The organism is Chryseobacterium sp. C-71, assembly GCF_020911865.1.
GTDB lineage: Bacteria > Bacteroidota > Bacteroidia > Flavobacteriales > Weeksellaceae > Chryseobacterium.
This window is the reverse complement of sequence record NZ_CP087131.1, coordinates 635,131-650,136: the sequence shown is the minus strand read 5'-3', so window position 1 is coordinate 650,136 and position 15,006 is coordinate 635,131. Positions and strand designations below refer to the sequence as shown.

Below are 15,006 nucleotides of genomic sequence, written 5' to 3'. Positions count from 1 at the left end.
GAATATTTTTTTATATCTTTGAATTAGAAATCAAAACAAATTTAATATCTAATTTAAAATCAAATGTTTATGAAAAATAAAATTCAAATATTCGTTGCTTCAATTTTCGCATTAGGATTAACAGCAATTGTAGGAAATGTAAAAGCTCAGACAACTTCAAACAATAATATGATTCAGGAAGTTCAATTGAATAAAAATGATGCTTTTAATGAAATCAGAAATCTGTTGATTGCAAATTTCGATTTTACAAATTCTGATTACAAGCAGGGAATCGTAAATTCTGAAGTCAAATTTGATATTGCTGACAATGGAAAAATCGTGAATGTACGTTCAAAAGGTGATTGTAAAAATGTAAGTAAAGAAATTGAAAATGTTTTAAGCCATCTTCAGTTTAAAATTGATGCAAGAAAACTTAATGAAAACATGATTGCCTCATCTTATGTGATGCCTGTGACTGTTGATATTACCCACAGATAAATTGAAATAATTGATCAAACAAACTATATACAATTTCCCTAAACTGCTTGAAAAAGCAGTTTTTTTATTTCCTGTAATTGCATACATTTGAATTTAAATTTTCCACACCGTGAATCCCATTCTTGATGTTGTTATTCGCTCCCTCTGCGTTTTCCTTTTTATGGTGATCGCCATTCGTCTGTTTGGGAAAAACCAGCTTTCACAACTGAATGCGGGAGATGTTGTTTTGCTGCTTTTAATTTCAAATGCTGTTCAGAACGCAATGGTAGGTGAAAACACTTCGTTGGAAGGCGGAATTGTAGCTGCCTTGGTTTTGTTTGCTGCAAATTTTATTTTAAAAAGACTCATGTTTTCAAGCCCTTCGTTTGCAAGTTTTATGGAAGCAGATCCTGTGATTTTAGTGAAAGACGGAGTTGTAGATCATGTGGCTTTGCGAAAGGTAAAAATTAGTTTTGATGAATTGAACGAATCCATCAGAGAACACGGAATTGAAAGTATCGAAAATGTGAAGCTTTCGATTTTGGAAGTCGATGGAAATATCAGTGTGATCTCTGAAGATCAAAAAGATAAACAGACCCATTATTCGAGAATTAAAAGAAAAAATAAAAGAAAATATCATTAAAAAATGAACTACGAAATAAGAGAAATGCTTCCTAAAGACGAAACCCGTGTGATGGAAATTTTTCAACAGGGCATTGATAGCGGAATTGCAACTTTCGATACCGAACTTCCCAATGTTGAGGTCTGGAATACAAGCTTTATCAACGACTGTCGCTGGGTTTTGGAAAACGAAAACAGTGAGGTAATTGGTTGGTGCGCTTTGAAGCCTGTAAGTAAAAGAGAATGTTTCAAAGGGGTCGCTGAGGTAAGTATTTATTTTGATCAGAATTATGTCGGGAAAGGTTTAGGGTCACTTTTATTAAGAAAGCTCATTGTCGACAGTGAAAACCACGGATTCTGGACTTTACAATCCAATATTTTCCCGGAGAATGAAGCTTCTATAAAATTTCATTTAAAAAACGGTTTTAGAACGGTTGGTGTCCGTGAGAAAGTAGGAAAGCTTCACGGAGAATGGAAAGATTTGGTCATGCTTGAAAGGAGAAGTGAAATTGTACTTTAAATCTCACTAATTTTTTTTTGGTTTGGATAAGTAGTCTTTTGGCATTTTGATTGTATCATTCAGATTATTAATTTAAAATAATTTGATTATGAAATTTCTTAAAAATACAGTCGCAATGCTAATCTTAGCGGGATTTTTTTCATCATGTGTTCCACATCCAAGCCAAAGACCGATGCCACCAGGACACGATAAAAAAGTAGAAAAACTGAAAGAAGCTCATCCAAAAAACAGAAATAGATAAGGTTCTACACATATGATTTTAGAAATTATTTCGTTATACGATTATAATCTTTCTCAATTTTTGGCATTATCATTGCATTTTTTGAGAAGTTAACTTGAAATTTTTATCATTATGAAGTTGTTATCTAAAGTAATTGGTGTGTTCTTAGTTATTTTTGCAGTTGCATTTTATCAGGCAGAACCTACCCAAAAACGCCATCATCCTCACTCGTACAAACATCATCATCGTGGCCATCACAAGATGAAGTACAAAAGAGTAGCGTACCATAAGGCTCCAAGGCATTATTATAAGAAACACTATTACAGACCTGCGAGACCTTACAGGCATTATACTCACAAAAGATACAGACAACCCCGTGTTTATCATAGCAGACCGGTTGTTGTGGTTAATTTATAAAAATAGGCTGTCTCAGAAATGAGACAGCCTATTTATTTTATCAGCTTGAAAAGATTTTGTCTAAAATATAAATTAGATTTTCTTTTTCTTAGGATTTAAAAAAGTATTAAATATCATTACTTCCTGTCCGAACTTTTTTTCGATTCTTTCAGAGATGTTTAATAGTTCACTCTCCATAAACTCAGTTCTTTTTTCTTCATCATCAAAAATCAAAAGAAGATTATAGTTTTTTCCGTCTTCAATGAAGTCGCTGTGTACCTCAGAGAGGATATATTTTTCGACATCCAAAAGATTTTCTGTCATCAAAACCAAGGTGTCATCCACGTAATTTTCCCATTCTTCGATATTGTCTTTTGTACAATGGAAAGTAATGCTCAATACGCTCATATTTTTAAGAATTTTTAAGATTATTTGAATAAATAGTTCGGCAAAAATCGGTAAAATTTTCGTAAATTAGCCCGTTATTAAATATTCAAATTAAATAGTTTTCAGGTTGTTTTTTAAACATCTGATTATCATTACAATAAAAGTTATATATGCAAAGAGAAGGAGAAAGATTGATTCCTATCAACATCGTTGATGAAATGAAGTCATCTTATATTGATTATTCAATGTCCGTTATTGTTTCAAGAGCTTTACCGGATGTAAGAGATGGCTTGAAACCTGTTCACAGAAGAGTACTTTATGGTATGTATGGATTAGGGGTTTTTTCAAACAGAAAATACTTAAAATCTGCAAGAATCGTAGGGGATGTTTTAGGTAAATATCACCCACACGGAGATTCTTCTGTATACGATGCAATGGTAAGAATGGCACAGCCATGGAGCTTGCGCTATCCACAGGTTGACGGGCAGGGTAACTTTGGTTCAATGGATGGTGATCCGCCTGCAGCAATGCGTTACACCGAGGCAAGATTAAAGAAAATTTCAGACGAAATTTTATCTGATCTTGATAAAGAAACGGTTGACTTTCAAAATAACTTTGATGACAGTTTGACGGAACCGAGCGTAATGCCCACAAAAGTTCCCAATCTTTTGGTAAACGGTACCTCAGGTATTGCGGTGGGGATGGCCACCAATATGGCTCCTCACAACTTATCTGAAGCGGTAGATGCAATTACAGCATACATCGATAACAGAGAAATTACTATTGACGAATTGATGCAGCACATCGTTGCTCCGGATTTTCCTACGGGTGGAATTATCTATGGATATGACGGGGTAAGAGATGCTTTTCATACAGGAAGAGGAAGAGTAGTTTTAAGAGCTAAAGTAAGCTTTGAAGAAGTACACAATAGAAATGCAATTATTGTAACTGAAATTCCTTATCAGGTTAATAAAGCTGAAATGATTGCGAGAACTGCTGAGTTGGTAAAGGATGAAAAAATTCCGGGTATCTACGAAATCAGAGACGAATCAGACAGAAACGGGATGCGTATTGTTTATGAATTGAAAAACGATGCGATTCCTAATGTTGTTCTTAACTTATTATATAAATATACTTCGCTTCAGACTTCTTTCAGTGTTAATAATATTGCATTGGTACACGGAAGACCGGAGCAGTTGAATTTAAAGGATATCATCCACCATTTTGTTGAGCACAGACACGTTATCATCGTAAGAAGAACGGAGTATGAGCTTAGAAAAGCAAGAGAAAGAGCACATATTCTTGAAGGTTTCATGAAGGTGATCGGAACCCAGGATTCTTTAGATAAAGCGATTGCGATTATTCGTCACAGTGCCAATCCACAGGCAGCGAAAGAAGGAATTATTCAGGAATTTGATTTGTCTGAACTTCAGGCTCAGGCGATTCTAGACCTTCGTTTGGCTCGTTTGACGGGAATGGAGCTTGACAAAATCCGTGATGAGTACGAAGCAATTATGAAAGAAATTAATAATTTGGAAGATATTTTGGCAAACGAACCAAGAAGATTCCAGATCATTAAAGATGAATTGGTTGAAATTAAAGAAAAATACGGCGACGAAAGAAGAACAGAAATCGATTATTCGGGAGGTGAAATGTCTATTGAAGATATTATTCCGAACGAAGCGGTAGTTCTTACGATTTCTCATGCAGGATATGTGAAGAGAACGTTGCTTTCAGAATACAAAATTCAAAGTAGAGGTGGTGTTGGGAACAAGGCTGCGACGACGAGAGATTCAGATTTCTTAGAGTACATCGTATCTGCAACCAATCACCAATACATGTTGTTCTTTACAGAAAAAGGTAAATGTTACTGGTTAAGAGTATTTGAAATACCTGAAGGTTCTAAAACTGCAAAAGGAAGAGCGGTACAAAATTTGATCAACATCGAGCCAGATGATAAGATTAAAGCATACATCAGAACCAATAACTTAAAAGATTCTGAATATGTAAATCAAATGAGCGTACTAATGGTAACCAAAAATGGCACAATTAAGAAAACCTCTCTTGAAGCATATTCTAGACCAAGAGTAAATGGTGTAAATGCAATTGAAATTAGAGAGAATGATATGTTGCTTGGTGCATACCTTACAAATGGTACATCTGAAATCATGATTGCTACGAAGAATGGTAAATGTATACGTTTCCCTGAAGCGAAAGTGAGAGAAGTGGGTAGAGGATCTATTGGAGTTCGCGGGATCAGCATGGAAGATAATGATGAGGCAATCGGTATGATTGTGGTGAACGATATCGAAAATGACACAGTACTTGTAGTATCTGAAAAAGGATATGGAAAGAGAACTGCTGTTGAAGATTACAGAATTACCAACAGAGGTGGAAAAGGTGTTATAACGCTAAATATCACTGAAAAAACAGGTAATCTTATTGCCATTCAAAACGTAACAGACGACGACGGATTGATGATTATCAATAAATCTGGTGTTGCGATCAGAATGAATATGAACGAGATGCGTGTGATGGGTAGAAATACTCAGGGTGTAAAAATGATCAATCTGAAAAAGAATGACGAAATTGCAGCCATCGCAAAAGTTGAAATGGATAAAGATGTAGTGGAAGAAGAGGAACTTTTAGAAGGCGAAGAAGGCGCAATTCTTCCTACAGAAGATAGCGACGCTCCTGAAATAGAAAATAATTCAGCGAACGAAAGCTCAGAAGATACAACTGAAGATACTACTTCTGAAGAATAATTAAAATAAAAATAAAATTGTTATTATTATGAAAAAGCTAATTTTAGGTATAGCTATCATTTCATCAGCATTTGTTTTCGGACAGAAAGATGCAAAGGATGTAAATGCGCAATTACAAGCTTCTAATAAAGCAGCAATGGATGCTTATCAGGCAAAAAACTATGCCGTTGCGGCTCCAAAGTTTTTAGAAGTTTACAACTTAATGAAGACAAGTGGTCAGGATGATAAAATCTATATGTATTATGCAGGATTAAGCTATGCCCTTGCAAATAATGTGGATGAGTCGATTAAAATTTATACTGATTTGATAAACTCAGGATATACAGGAGTTCAGACACAATATACTGCAAAGGATGTAAAAACTGGTGAAGTGACACCTTTAAATAAAGGTATTTGGGAAGGTTTAAAAAATACAAAATCCAAGGATTATACAGATTTTAAAACTGAACAGACTAAAAGTGTAGAGCCAGATTTATATGAGACTTTGTCAACTTTACTTTTAAATGCTAAAAAGAATGATGAAGCTTTAGCTTTGATTGAAAAAGGGTTGGCTAAATTTCCGGATAATGCTAAATTGAAAGAGTATCAAGGTTCTGCATTATATGCTACCGGAAATACAGATAAATTCTTAACAAATCTGAAAGAGCAATTGGCTAAAAATCCTAATGATGCGACCAATTGGTATAACTTAGGAGTTCTACAGGCGAAAACTCCTGCAACTGAAACTGACGCAATTGCTTCGTTTCAAAAAGCAATTGAACTTGCAGGAACTAACACGGCGTTGTTAAACAATTCATATCAGAATTTAGTTTATACGTCACTGGGAGATGATGCAAAGGCGGTGGAAAGTATAAATGCGTTGAGAAAGTCAGATCCGGACAAGGCAACAACATTAATTGAGGCAAGAAAAGAAAGATTCAATAAAGCATTACCTTATGCAGAAAAATGGCATCAGACAAATCCAGAAAATATGGATGCCATTACTACTTTGAGAGAAATCTATGTTATTACAAAAAATCAGGCAAAAGCTGCAGAAATGAAAGCTAAAGAAGCTGCACTTCAGGCTAAACAGCCAAAATAACATTTCATTCATTTGAATTCATATAAAACCGAAGCATTTTGTTTCGGTTTTTTTATGTGTATTTCGGTTTTGATTTCTTAAAAATGATCAATCAGTTTAGTTTAAATATTGCATTATTATCTTTAAAAATCAATCTGAAATCTCTCTCTAATTCCGTATATTTGAGAAAAATTTTTACAGAATGATCGAGTGGAAAACCGTAAAGGAATACGAAGATATTACTTATAAAAAATGCAACGGTGTGGCAAGAATTGCCTTCAACAGACCGGAAATCCGTAATGCTTTCAGACCCAAAACAACTTCAGAATTGTATGATGCTTTTTATGATGCATCAGAAGATCCTTCTATTGGTGTCGTTTTGCTTTCAGGAGAAGGACCAAGTTCGAAAGATGGAGTATGGGCGTTCTGTAGTGGAGGAGACCAAAAAGCCAGAGGTCAGCAAGGTTATGTTGGGGAAGACGGAAGGCACCGTTTGAATATTCTTGAAGTTCAGCGTTTGATCCGTTTTATGCCAAAAGCTGTGATTGCAGTAGTTCCGGGTTGGGCTGTAGGTGGTGGTCACTCGCTTCATGTGGTTTGTGATTTGACTTTAGCGAGTAAAGAACATGCTATTTTCAAACAAACTGATGCTGATGTGACGAGCTTTGACGGTGGTTATGGTTCAGCGTATTTGGCTAAAATGGTCGGACAGAAAAAAGCACGTGAGATTTTCTTTTTAGGAAGAAATTACTCAGCTCAGGAAGCTTTCGATATGGGAATGGTGAATGCCGTAATTCCTCATGACGAACTGGAAGATACTGCTTACGAATGGGCTCAGGAAATTTTAGCTAAATCTCCGACTTCCATCAGAATGCTGAAATTTGCAATGAACCTTACTGACGATGGAATGGTTGGGCAACAAGTTTTTGCAGGCGAAGCAACCCGATTGGCGTACATGACAGAAGAAGCAAAAGAAGGTAGAAATGCCTTCCTCGAAAAGAGAAAACCGGATTTCGGAAAAGATCAGTGGATTTCTTAAATAATAATATGGTCATATTGAAAAGAGGATTTGAATTTCTCAAGCAGCTAGAGAAAAACAACGACCGTGTTTGGTTTTCTGAGCACAAATCAGAATATGATTCACTTATAAAGGAAAATAAAATTTTTTTTGATCAAATTTATTCTCAACTTGAAGAATATGATAGTTTAGGAAAGATTCATATTTTTAGAATTTATAAAGATGTACGCTTTTCCAAAGATAAAACGCCTTATAAAACCAATTTTGGTGCAGGGATATCTCGGAAAAAACCAATGCTTAGAGGTGGTTATTATATTCATTTAGAACCAAATAACAGTTTTGTTGGAGGTGGTTTTTGGAGTCCGAACTCGGAAGATTTGCTTAGAATTCGAAAGGAGTTTGAGAGGAATGATACCGAAATCAGAAAAATTACGTCAGATAAAATTTTTGTAGAACACTTCGGCGAATTACAAGGTGAAGAAGGTGCGAAAATTGCTCCGAAAGGTTTTGATAAAAATCATCCTGCTATTAACTTAATCAAGAAAAAACAATATGTTGTGATGAGAAAATTTTCTGATCAAGAGGTTTTTTCTGACAATTTTCAAAAAGAAGTCATTGCCACTTTTCTAGCAATGCGTTCTTTTTTTGATTACATGAGCGAGGTTCTTACAACAGATTTAAATGGTGCATCTTTAATTTAAATAAAGATGCACTTTTATAAAAAACTGAGCTTCAATATTTAAATTAAATGGAACAAAACTTTCAAAACCCTCAGATTTTCGATCTTGAAATTCCTGATTTTAATGATTTAAAACTGACAGCAGTCTTGCCAAAATATCTCAAGATTATTTTATTGAATCTTGCCTTATTTTCTGTTTTTTTAGTCGGAGCAGTTTCTACAGCTATTTACTTCTTCTATTTTAATTTGACAATTCTACAAGTTTGGGCAATTGTGATTGGAGTTTTTCTGATGATTGTATTTCTTTTTCTGAACACAATCATTGGTTTTAAATTTAGAAAATATGCAGTTCGTGAAAAGGATTTGGTCTATCAGTACGGTTGGCTGAAACGAAGTATCATCATTGTTCCTTTTAGCAGAATTCAGCACATCAAAGTAGAGCAGGGTTGGTTTTCTAAAATATTAAATTTAAAATCGGTTTCTGTATTTACCGCAGGAGTGAGCGGTGGTGATATTACCATCAACGGTCTGCCAGAAGACATTGCAGAGGGAATTAACAATCACATCAGAAGAAGTATTTCTAAGGAAAAAACAGAAGATGGAGGAGAAGCTTAACTCTTTTTTTCGACCTCAAAGACAGTCTAAAACAGGGATTGCTCTGCTTTTTCTGTACAATATCGGAATGGTGATTAAAAACCTGTGGGTTTTCGTTATTCTTTTTTTTGTCAGAAAAGAAAAAATAGAACTTTGGATCATTATTCTTACCATTATCACTTTACTCACAATCTTGATTGTTTCTGCGGTTTTACAATACTATCATTTCAAATATTATATTGACGAAGAAAATGAAGAATTTGTTATTCATGAAGGAATTATCAATACTTCGGTAACGAAAATTAAAAGAGAAAACATTCAGGAAGTCAATATCTCGCAGCCTTTTATTCATCGGTTTTTTAATATTTATAAACTTGAAATTGACACACCGGGAAGCTCTGAAAAAGAAGTGAAGATTTCGGCATTAACGAAACAAAATGCGATTGATCTAAAAAAATATCTTTTAACGGAAAAAAGAATTGAAAAAAACGTCGAAGAATCAGATGAAACAATTCAAAATGAAGAGACTCAAGAACTTCCTTCAATTAAAATTTCAACGCTCAGTATTTTAAAGTACGGAATCACCGCAAATTATATTCAAAGTTTTTTTGCATTGTTAAGCTTGATAATTTATGGTTTTTCTGAACTTACCAACTTGCTTAAAAAAGCAGAATTTGATACAGATTTAAACTATGATACTGTAGAATCTCAGTTTTTGGCATTTTCAATTCCTGTTATTTTGGGAATTGTGTTGGTTGTGATCATTGTCGGAATTCTAATTAACACGGTTCGTACATTAATTAAATTCTTTAATTTTAAAATTACTGAAAATAACCAGAGTTTTTCCTTTGAATACGGACTGTTCAATACCCGAAATTCGATTGTCAATAAATCGAAAGTGCAGGTGGTCACCGAAACACAAAACTGGATTCAGAAGAAATTGAAGATTTCTCACCTGAAATTTCTTCAGATTGGTAAGAATGAAGAAGAGGGTGAAAAAAATGTAGCAGCTGTTCCCGGAATTAATAATCATGAAAAAGTAAAACTGATCTCAGCGATTTGGAATGAGAATCCTGTTTTCAGAAATTATTTAAAGCCTAATTTCAGGTTGATCGTTGTCAATACTTTTCAGTGGATTATGATTCCTCTGCTTTTAATTTCCATTATTGAAAAAAAACTATGGATAAACTACTGGTTTTTAGCGGTCATTTACATTGTTTTAGCGGAAATATTGATTTTAATTTCGTTTCTAAATTTAAAATTATTTTACAACGAAAAATTTATCAGATTAAAATCAGGAATTTGGGACATCGATAACCGAACTTTTGAGGTCGAAAAACTTCAAACTGTGAAAATTTCTCAGTATTTTTGGCAACGGAAAACAAACTTAGGAACAATCACTTTTTATACCTCTGCAGGACGCTTTAAAATAGCAGCTTTAAACTATTTAAAACTCAAAAAACTGCTGAATTACTGTATCTACAAAATTGAAAATTCTAAGAATAATTAAATAAAATTTAATGTCAGATTGGATAAAGGCTGCAAGGCTTAGAACATTACCGCTTTCTCTGAGCGGAATTATCATGGGGTCATTCATCGCAAAATGGAGACTTTGGGGCGAAGGCGGTACCTGGGACTGGAAAATATTTGCTTTGGCACTTTTAGTGACGCTATTGTATCAGGTTTTATCAAACTATGCCAATGATTATGGCGATGGTGTAAAAGGTACCGATGCTAAAAGAATCGGCGAGGCAGAAGCAAGAGCAGTAGCCTCGGGAAAAATTACGGCAAAGCAGATGAAAAATGCAGTTATTATATTCTCTGTTTTATCTTTTGTGGCAACGGTTGCGCTTTTATATTTGGCTTTCATTCCAGATTTTATGAATGAGTTTTACATCTTTATTGGTTTGGGTGTGGCGAGTATTTTAGCAGCAATTGGTTATACTGTTGGTAAGAAACCTTATGGATATATGGGATTGGGAGACGTTTTTGTTTTCATTTTCTTTGGTTTGGTATCGGTTTGCGGAAGCTATTTTCTTTTCACAAAAACATTCAGCTGGGATATGCTTTTACCGGGAGCCGCTGTAGGAATGATGAGTATGGCGGTTTTAAACCTGAATAATATGCGCGATATTGAAAGCGACAGATTATCGGGTAAAAACAGTCTTGCACTGAGGATGGGCTTCAGAAACGCAATGATTTACGAAATGGTTTTGTTGCAGTTTCCTTTGATTTTGATCCTAATTTTTTTAGCAATGAACGGTTTCATTCAATCGAAGCAATATTATGTTTTCATTGTGATGATTCTTTTATTGCCTCTTGCAAAACTGAGAAGAAAAATAATGCAAGTGAAAGAGCCGAAAGAACTTGATCCTTTCTTAAAACAAGTGGGAATAATAACCTTTATGATGGCTGTTCTTACTGCTTTCGGACTTAATTTTTTCAGTTAATAAACTTGTATTTTTCTTATCAAATGCACTGTTTTAATAGTGCTATTCGTGAGAAAATTTGTGTAATTGGTGTTTAATAAAAATAAATTAAAAATGAAAATACAATACTTAGGACAAAACTGTTTCTTGTTCACGTACAAAGAAAAAACAATTCTTTGTGACCCTTTTTACAACTATAAAAAAGCAGAATCAGGATTTGATATTACTGCACAGAAAATCGATTATATTTTGATCACTCATGCTCACGGTGATCACATTGCTGACGTAGGAGAGGTTTTACAACACTATCCTGAAGCTACCATTATCGGTCAGCCAGAAATCTGTGCATACTTCAAAGATGCTCAAAATAAAGACGATGTGAATTTGGGTGGATCGGCAAAAATCGGTGATTTAAAAATCTCTATGGTTCCGGCTCATCATACAAGTTCATTCCCTGACGGAAGTTATGGTGGAGTTCCTGCGGGATATATTTTCAGACTTCCTGAAGGTAAAAACGTGTATTTGGCGGGTGATACCGGAGTAATGGCAGATATGCAGTTGTTTCCTGCTTTATATGGTCATTTAGATCTTTCAATCCTTCCGATTGGAGGTCATTACACCATGTGTTCAAGAAAAGCAGCTTTTGCAGCAGCAGAATTATTGAAAACTCCAAAAGTAATCGGATGTCATTTTGATACTTTCCCGGCAATTGAGATTGATCATGAGAACGCTGTGAAAAATTTCAGTGATAAAAATGTTGAATTGATTCTTCCAAAACTAGGCGAAAGTTTCGATATATAACAAAAAAATAAAGAGATTAAGTAATTTAAATAAAATCATCTTAATCTCTTTATTTATAAAAATAAAAAATGGCAAGCTACCTAAATCACACCGCTCAACCAATTACCTTTGCTGCGTTCCCACCCTGGAGGATTCTTAGGAGCTGGTTGTTTAGGACTTGCCGTTGCAAAGATAGGAATTAATTGTAAACTTAAAAATATTATTACAGAAAAAATCTTAGAAAAACCCTTTATGACAGCTAAACCGTTGAAATTTAGACCAATATTTTTCAAGAAATTTTCTAAAAATCAGAATTATGACGAAAAGTCCAGTAACCTTAGGAATTTTATTGTATGCAGCTACAATGTTGATCTTTTTTGTAGTTTATTTTCTCTTTTCAGGAGTTGAGTATTTTGATACTTCGTTGAAAGTCAACGCATTCGTGTTGCCGATCTTTTACGCTCTAGCAGCGTTTTGGTCTGTAAAATCACGTTGGAATAAGTATAGAATGGGCTTCAGAGAAGCGTTCAAAAGAGCTTTTGTTCCGATGTTTGTAGGCGGAATTTTATCAATTGTAAGCATTTTTTCTTTCCTAAATTTCATTGATACCGATGCAAAAGATCTTCTTAATTACCAATATGTTCAGAGACAAAAATCAGAACTGGACAAAGAATATTTGTCTGCAAAAAAGATTTTGAAACACCAAAAAGACATCGACGAGCTTGAGCAAAAATATCAGGAAGGTCTTCAGAGATTTGATCCTAAAACAATTAAGGGAAAAGATATGTTGACGGCCAGTCATTTTTCAGGATATTTTGCGGCAATTCTTATATTTTACGTAGTTTTGTCAGTATTTTTCGGGGCGTTTTTCAGAAAGAAAACAATGCCTGAAGAAATCATTGAAGAATAATTTTTTATTAAAATTAAATGAATTTATCTATAGTTATTCCGTTGCTTAATGAGGAAGAATCTCTCGAAGAGCTTTTTACAAGAATTGATAACGTTTGCAAAACCAATAGCTTATCTTATGAAGTTTGGTTTATCGATGACGGAAGTACAGATTTATCGTGGAGCATTATTGAGAATTTAAAAGTTCAGCATCCACAGATCCACGGAATAAAATTTTCAAAAAATTACGGGAAATCCCAAGCTTTACACGCAGCTTTTGCAAGAACAAATGGTGATGTAATCATTACAATGGATGCCGATCTACAGGATTTTCCGGAAGAAATTCCTGAGCTGTACAGAATGGTGATTGAAGATAATTACGACATCGTTTCCGGCTGGAAAAAGAAACGTTTTGACAATGTCATGACCAAAAATGTACCTTCAAAACTATTCAATGCTGCGGCGAGAAAAGTTTCGGGAGTGTATTTGCATGACTTTAACTGTGGTCTGAAAGCTTATAAAAAACAGGTTGTAAAATCGATTGATGTATATGGAGATATGCATCGTTATATCCCGGTTTTGGCGGCGAATGCAGGTTTCAGAAGAATTACAGAAAAAGAAGTTCCACACCAGGCAAGACCTTACGGTACTTCAAAATTTGGTACAGAAAGATTCGTTCGCGGATTTTTAGATTTGGTAACCCTTTGGTTTGTTAGTCGTTTCGGTGGTAGGCCGATGCATTTCTTTGGAGCAGTTGGAACCATCATGTTCATCGTAGGTTTTCTCTCTGCTTTTTGGCTGGGTATTTCAAAATTAATTGATGTCGCAAGAGGAATTTACGGACATTTAATCACCAATAATCCATGGTTTTTCATTGCATTAACAATGATGCTTATGGGAACTTTGCTTTTCATTGCAGGATTTTTAGGTGAAATGATCATCAGAACAAACAGAGAACATAAGAACTATAATATTGACGAAGTGATATAAGATGAAAAAGATTTTTTATGTACTTTCATTTTTAGCTTTGGTTTCCTGCGGAAAAATTTCTCCAAAAGGCAACTTAGAAAAAAAGGAAATTGATGTCGAAGAATTTGTCAATTTAGATTTAGACGGAAAATTCCGTGTATTTTATGCACGAGGTCCTAAAAATTTTGTTGAAATAGAAACCTATCCCAATATTGCTGATAATCTGGATGTTGACGTAGATGATAAAACTCTTTCTATCAAAGAAGGCAGAAGAACAAAAGGGGTAGATTTCTACAATGTGACGATTTATTCTAAGTACAACTTGGAAAAAGTTTCTCTTTCAGATTCTGTTGAAATGAATATCTCCAGCGAAATTAAAACCGATAATTTTAGACTCAATTTAAAAAATAATGCTACTTTTATGGGTTCAGTAAACACAAGAAGAGCAGAAGTGGAAATGCTGAACCGAAGCCGCGCCAATTTTTTGGGTGAAACCAAAGATGCAGTGATAAAGATCTCAGATACAGCAAGTTTGATTGCTCCGTATTGGAAAATAACCAATCTTAATCTGGATTCTCAAAATGGAAATTATGCTGAAGTTAACGTTAAAGATTCACTCAAAGGAACTGTGAAGAATACTGCGAAATTTGTTTATTACAATGATCCGATCAGAGTTTTTAAAGTTGATAAGACGACGAGAGTAGAAAACAAGAAATTAGATTAGGCTGGAAGTTTGATGCTAGATGATGGAAGTTAAGTAGGTTTGAAAATTCAATATAAATAATCAATACAAATGAAATGAGTTTTAAATTTGAAAAGTTAATTATTTGGCAGAAATCTATGGATTTTGGAGAAAGTATTTATAAAATAACTTTTAATTTTCCAAAAGATGAAGCTTTTAATTTAACTTCTCAAATCAGAAGAGCTTCTGATTCTATTGCATTAAATATTTCTGAAGGAAGTATTTTGCAATCTAAATTAGAGTTTAGAAAATTTTTAGGTTATTCAATAAGATCATTAGCTGAAGTAGTTACTTGCCTTTACAAAGCAAAAAACAGAAAATATATTTCAGAAGAAGAGTTTAATAAATTATATAATGAAAGCTACAGCTTAATGAATCAAATCATAGCTTTCAGAAATCAAATAAAAGAATAATAAACAATAAATAAACGTGAAATTAGAAGTTAGAAGCTGGAAAACTCCCGGCCTCCATCTTCCAACTTC

Annotated in this window: 18 protein-coding genes and 1 other RNA gene; 17 read left to right on the top strand and 2 right to left on the bottom strand. The window is 34.2% G+C overall.

What is annotated here, in order from left to right:
* Positions 1-69 precede the first annotated feature (69 nt).
* The 5 genes from LNP04_RS02905 to LNP04_RS02885 all read left to right on the top strand — a co-directional run bounded on the left by LNP04_RS02905 (position 70) and on the right by LNP04_RS02885 (position 2,234).
* Positions 70-477, top strand: coding sequence for a hypothetical protein (locus LNP04_RS02905; protein WP_229985084.1), 408 nt, complete (start codon positions 70-72; stop codon positions 475-477).
* Between the two features lie 109 nt (positions 478-586).
* Positions 587-1,099 (top strand): DUF421 domain-containing protein, encoded by a 513-nt coding sequence (locus LNP04_RS02900; protein ID WP_229985083.1) that lies wholly within the window; start codon positions 587-589, stop codon positions 1,097-1,099.
* A gap of 3 nt (positions 1,100-1,102) precedes the next feature.
* On the top strand, positions 1,103-1,597 hold the full coding sequence (locus LNP04_RS02895) for a GNAT family N-acetyltransferase (protein WP_229985082.1): 495 nt from the start codon (positions 1,103-1,105) through the stop codon (positions 1,595-1,597).
* A gap of 88 nt (positions 1,598-1,685) precedes the next feature.
* Positions 1,686-1,838 (top strand): hypothetical protein, encoded by a 153-nt coding sequence (locus LNP04_RS02890; RefSeq protein WP_229985081.1) that lies wholly within the window; start codon positions 1,686-1,688, stop codon positions 1,836-1,838.
* A gap of 111 nt (positions 1,839-1,949) precedes the next feature.
* Complete coding sequence (locus LNP04_RS02885) at positions 1,950-2,234, top strand: hypothetical protein (RefSeq protein WP_229985080.1); 285 nt, start codon at positions 1,950-1,952, stop codon at positions 2,232-2,234.
* Positions 2,235-2,306: 72 nt separating this feature from the next.
* Here LNP04_RS02885 and LNP04_RS02880 read toward each other — a convergent pair whose 3' ends face one another.
* A complete protein-coding gene (locus LNP04_RS02880) occupies positions 2,307-2,621 on the bottom strand; it encodes a DUF4286 family protein (protein ID WP_047444144.1) in 315 nt (104 codons plus the stop codon).
* A 149-nt stretch (positions 2,622-2,770) separates the two neighbouring features.
* Here LNP04_RS02880 and gyrA point away from each other — a divergent pair, with 149 nt between their 5' ends.
* The 8 genes from gyrA to LNP04_RS02840 all read left to right on the top strand — a co-directional run bounded on the left by gyrA (position 2,771) and on the right by LNP04_RS02840 (position 11,946).
* Complete coding sequence (gene gyrA / locus LNP04_RS02875) at positions 2,771-5,365, top strand: DNA gyrase subunit A (protein ID WP_229985079.1); 2,595 nt, start codon at positions 2,771-2,773, stop codon at positions 5,363-5,365.
* A 28-nt stretch (positions 5,366-5,393) separates the two neighbouring features.
* Positions 5,394-6,446, top strand: coding sequence for a tetratricopeptide repeat protein (locus LNP04_RS02870; RefSeq protein ID WP_229985078.1), 1,053 nt, complete (start codon positions 5,394-5,396; stop codon positions 6,444-6,446).
* Positions 6,447-6,627: 181 nt separating this feature from the next.
* The gene (locus LNP04_RS02865) at positions 6,628-7,464 is read left to right on the top strand and encodes a 1,4-dihydroxy-2-naphthoyl-CoA synthase (protein WP_034676149.1); all 837 of its coding nucleotides are present in this window, start codon (positions 6,628-6,630) and stop codon (positions 7,462-7,464) included.
* A gap of 8 nt (positions 7,465-7,472) precedes the next feature.
* Complete coding sequence (locus tag LNP04_RS02860) at positions 7,473-8,144, top strand: DUF2461 domain-containing protein (protein ID WP_229985077.1); 672 nt, start codon at positions 7,473-7,475, stop codon at positions 8,142-8,144.
* 47 nt (positions 8,145-8,191) lie between these two features.
* Positions 8,192-8,737 carry a PH domain-containing protein gene (locus tag LNP04_RS02855; protein ID WP_229985076.1) on the top strand — a complete coding sequence of 182 codons (546 nt, stop codon included), beginning with the start codon at positions 8,192-8,194 and terminating at the stop codon, positions 8,735-8,737.
* On the top strand, positions 8,721-10,226 hold the full coding sequence (locus LNP04_RS02850; protein WP_229985075.1) for a PH domain-containing protein: 1,506 nt from the start codon (positions 8,721-8,723) through the stop codon (positions 10,224-10,226). The genes LNP04_RS02855 and LNP04_RS02850 overlap by 17 nt, the downstream gene beginning before the upstream one ends.
* A 10-nt stretch (positions 10,227-10,236) precedes the next feature.
* Complete coding sequence (gene menA, locus LNP04_RS02845) at positions 10,237-11,166, top strand: 1,4-dihydroxy-2-naphthoate octaprenyltransferase (RefSeq protein WP_229985074.1); 930 nt, start codon at positions 10,237-10,239, stop codon at positions 11,164-11,166.
* Between the two features lie 93 nt (positions 11,167-11,259).
* Positions 11,260-11,946, top strand: coding sequence for a metal-dependent hydrolase (locus LNP04_RS02840; RefSeq protein WP_229985073.1), 687 nt, complete (start codon positions 11,260-11,262; stop codon positions 11,944-11,946).
* Between the two features lie 66 nt (positions 11,947-12,012).
* Here LNP04_RS02840 and ffs read toward each other — a convergent pair.
* Positions 12,013-12,109: signal recognition particle sRNA small type (gene ffs, locus LNP04_RS02835), an RNA gene on the bottom strand.
* Between the two features lie 132 nt (positions 12,110-12,241).
* Here ffs and LNP04_RS02830 point away from each other — a divergent pair.
* The 4 genes from LNP04_RS02830 (at position 12,242) to LNP04_RS02815 (ending at position 14,937) form a co-directional block, all read left to right on the top strand.
* The gene (locus LNP04_RS02830; RefSeq protein WP_229985072.1) at positions 12,242-12,835 is read left to right on the top strand and encodes a DUF4199 domain-containing protein; all 594 of its coding nucleotides are present in this window, start codon (positions 12,242-12,244) and stop codon (positions 12,833-12,835) included.
* 17 nt (positions 12,836-12,852) lie between these two features.
* Positions 12,853-13,803 (top strand): glycosyltransferase family 2 protein, encoded by a 951-nt coding sequence (locus LNP04_RS02825; protein ID WP_229985071.1) that lies wholly within the window; start codon positions 12,853-12,855, stop codon positions 13,801-13,803.
* 1 nt (position 13,804) lies between these two features.
* Positions 13,805-14,506 carry a GIN domain-containing protein gene (locus tag LNP04_RS02820; protein WP_229985070.1) on the top strand — a complete coding sequence of 234 codons (702 nt, stop codon included), beginning with the start codon at positions 13,805-13,807 and terminating at the stop codon, positions 14,504-14,506.
* A 74-nt stretch (positions 14,507-14,580) separates the two neighbouring features.
* Positions 14,581-14,937 carry a four helix bundle protein gene (locus LNP04_RS02815; protein ID WP_229985069.1) on the top strand — a complete coding sequence of 119 codons (357 nt, stop codon included), beginning with the start codon at positions 14,581-14,583 and terminating at the stop codon, positions 14,935-14,937.
* Positions 14,938-15,006 lie beyond the last annotated feature (69 nt).

Excerpts from the sequence above, each read along its gene's own strand:
- LNP04_RS02905 (WP_229985084.1), top strand. The coding sequence starts at position 70 with ATGAAAAATAAAATTCAAATATTCGTTGCTTCAATTTTCGCATTAGGA.
- LNP04_RS02895 (WP_229985082.1), top strand. The coding sequence starts at position 1,103 with ATGAACTACGAAATAAGAGAAATGCTTCCTAAAGACGAAACCCGTGTG.
- LNP04_RS02890 (WP_229985081.1), top strand. The coding sequence starts at position 1,686 with ATGAAATTTCTTAAAAATACAGTCGCAATGCTAATCTTAGCGGGATTT.
- LNP04_RS02885 (WP_229985080.1), top strand. The coding sequence starts at position 1,950 with ATGAAGTTGTTATCTAAAGTAATTGGTGTGTTCTTAGTTATTTTTGCA.
- LNP04_RS02880 (WP_047444144.1), bottom strand. The coding sequence starts at position 2,621 with ATGAGCGTATTGAGCATTACTTTCCATTGTACAAAAGACAATATCGAA.
- gyrA (WP_229985079.1), top strand. The coding sequence starts at position 2,771 with ATGCAAAGAGAAGGAGAAAGATTGATTCCTATCAACATCGTTGATGAA.
- LNP04_RS02870 (WP_229985078.1), top strand. The coding sequence starts at position 5,394 with ATGAAAAAGCTAATTTTAGGTATAGCTATCATTTCATCAGCATTTGTT.
- LNP04_RS02865 (WP_034676149.1), top strand. The coding sequence starts at position 6,628 with ATGATCGAGTGGAAAACCGTAAAGGAATACGAAGATATTACTTATAAA.
- LNP04_RS02860 (WP_229985077.1), top strand. The coding sequence starts at position 7,473 with ATGGTCATATTGAAAAGAGGATTTGAATTTCTCAAGCAGCTAGAGAAA.
- LNP04_RS02855 (WP_229985076.1), top strand. The coding sequence starts at position 8,192 with ATGGAACAAAACTTTCAAAACCCTCAGATTTTCGATCTTGAAATTCCT.
- LNP04_RS02850 (WP_229985075.1), top strand. The coding sequence starts at position 8,721 with ATGGAGGAGAAGCTTAACTCTTTTTTTCGACCTCAAAGACAGTCTAAA.
- menA (WP_229985074.1), top strand. The coding sequence starts at position 10,237 with ATGTCAGATTGGATAAAGGCTGCAAGGCTTAGAACATTACCGCTTTCT.
- LNP04_RS02840 (WP_229985073.1), top strand. The coding sequence starts at position 11,260 with ATGAAAATACAATACTTAGGACAAAACTGTTTCTTGTTCACGTACAAA.
- LNP04_RS02830 (WP_229985072.1), top strand. The coding sequence starts at position 12,242 with ATGACGAAAAGTCCAGTAACCTTAGGAATTTTATTGTATGCAGCTACA.
- LNP04_RS02825 (WP_229985071.1), top strand. The coding sequence starts at position 12,853 with ATGAATTTATCTATAGTTATTCCGTTGCTTAATGAGGAAGAATCTCTC.
- LNP04_RS02820 (WP_229985070.1), top strand. The coding sequence starts at position 13,805 with ATGAAAAAGATTTTTTATGTACTTTCATTTTTAGCTTTGGTTTCCTGC.
- LNP04_RS02815 (WP_229985069.1), top strand. The coding sequence starts at position 14,581 with ATGAGTTTTAAATTTGAAAAGTTAATTATTTGGCAGAAATCTATGGAT.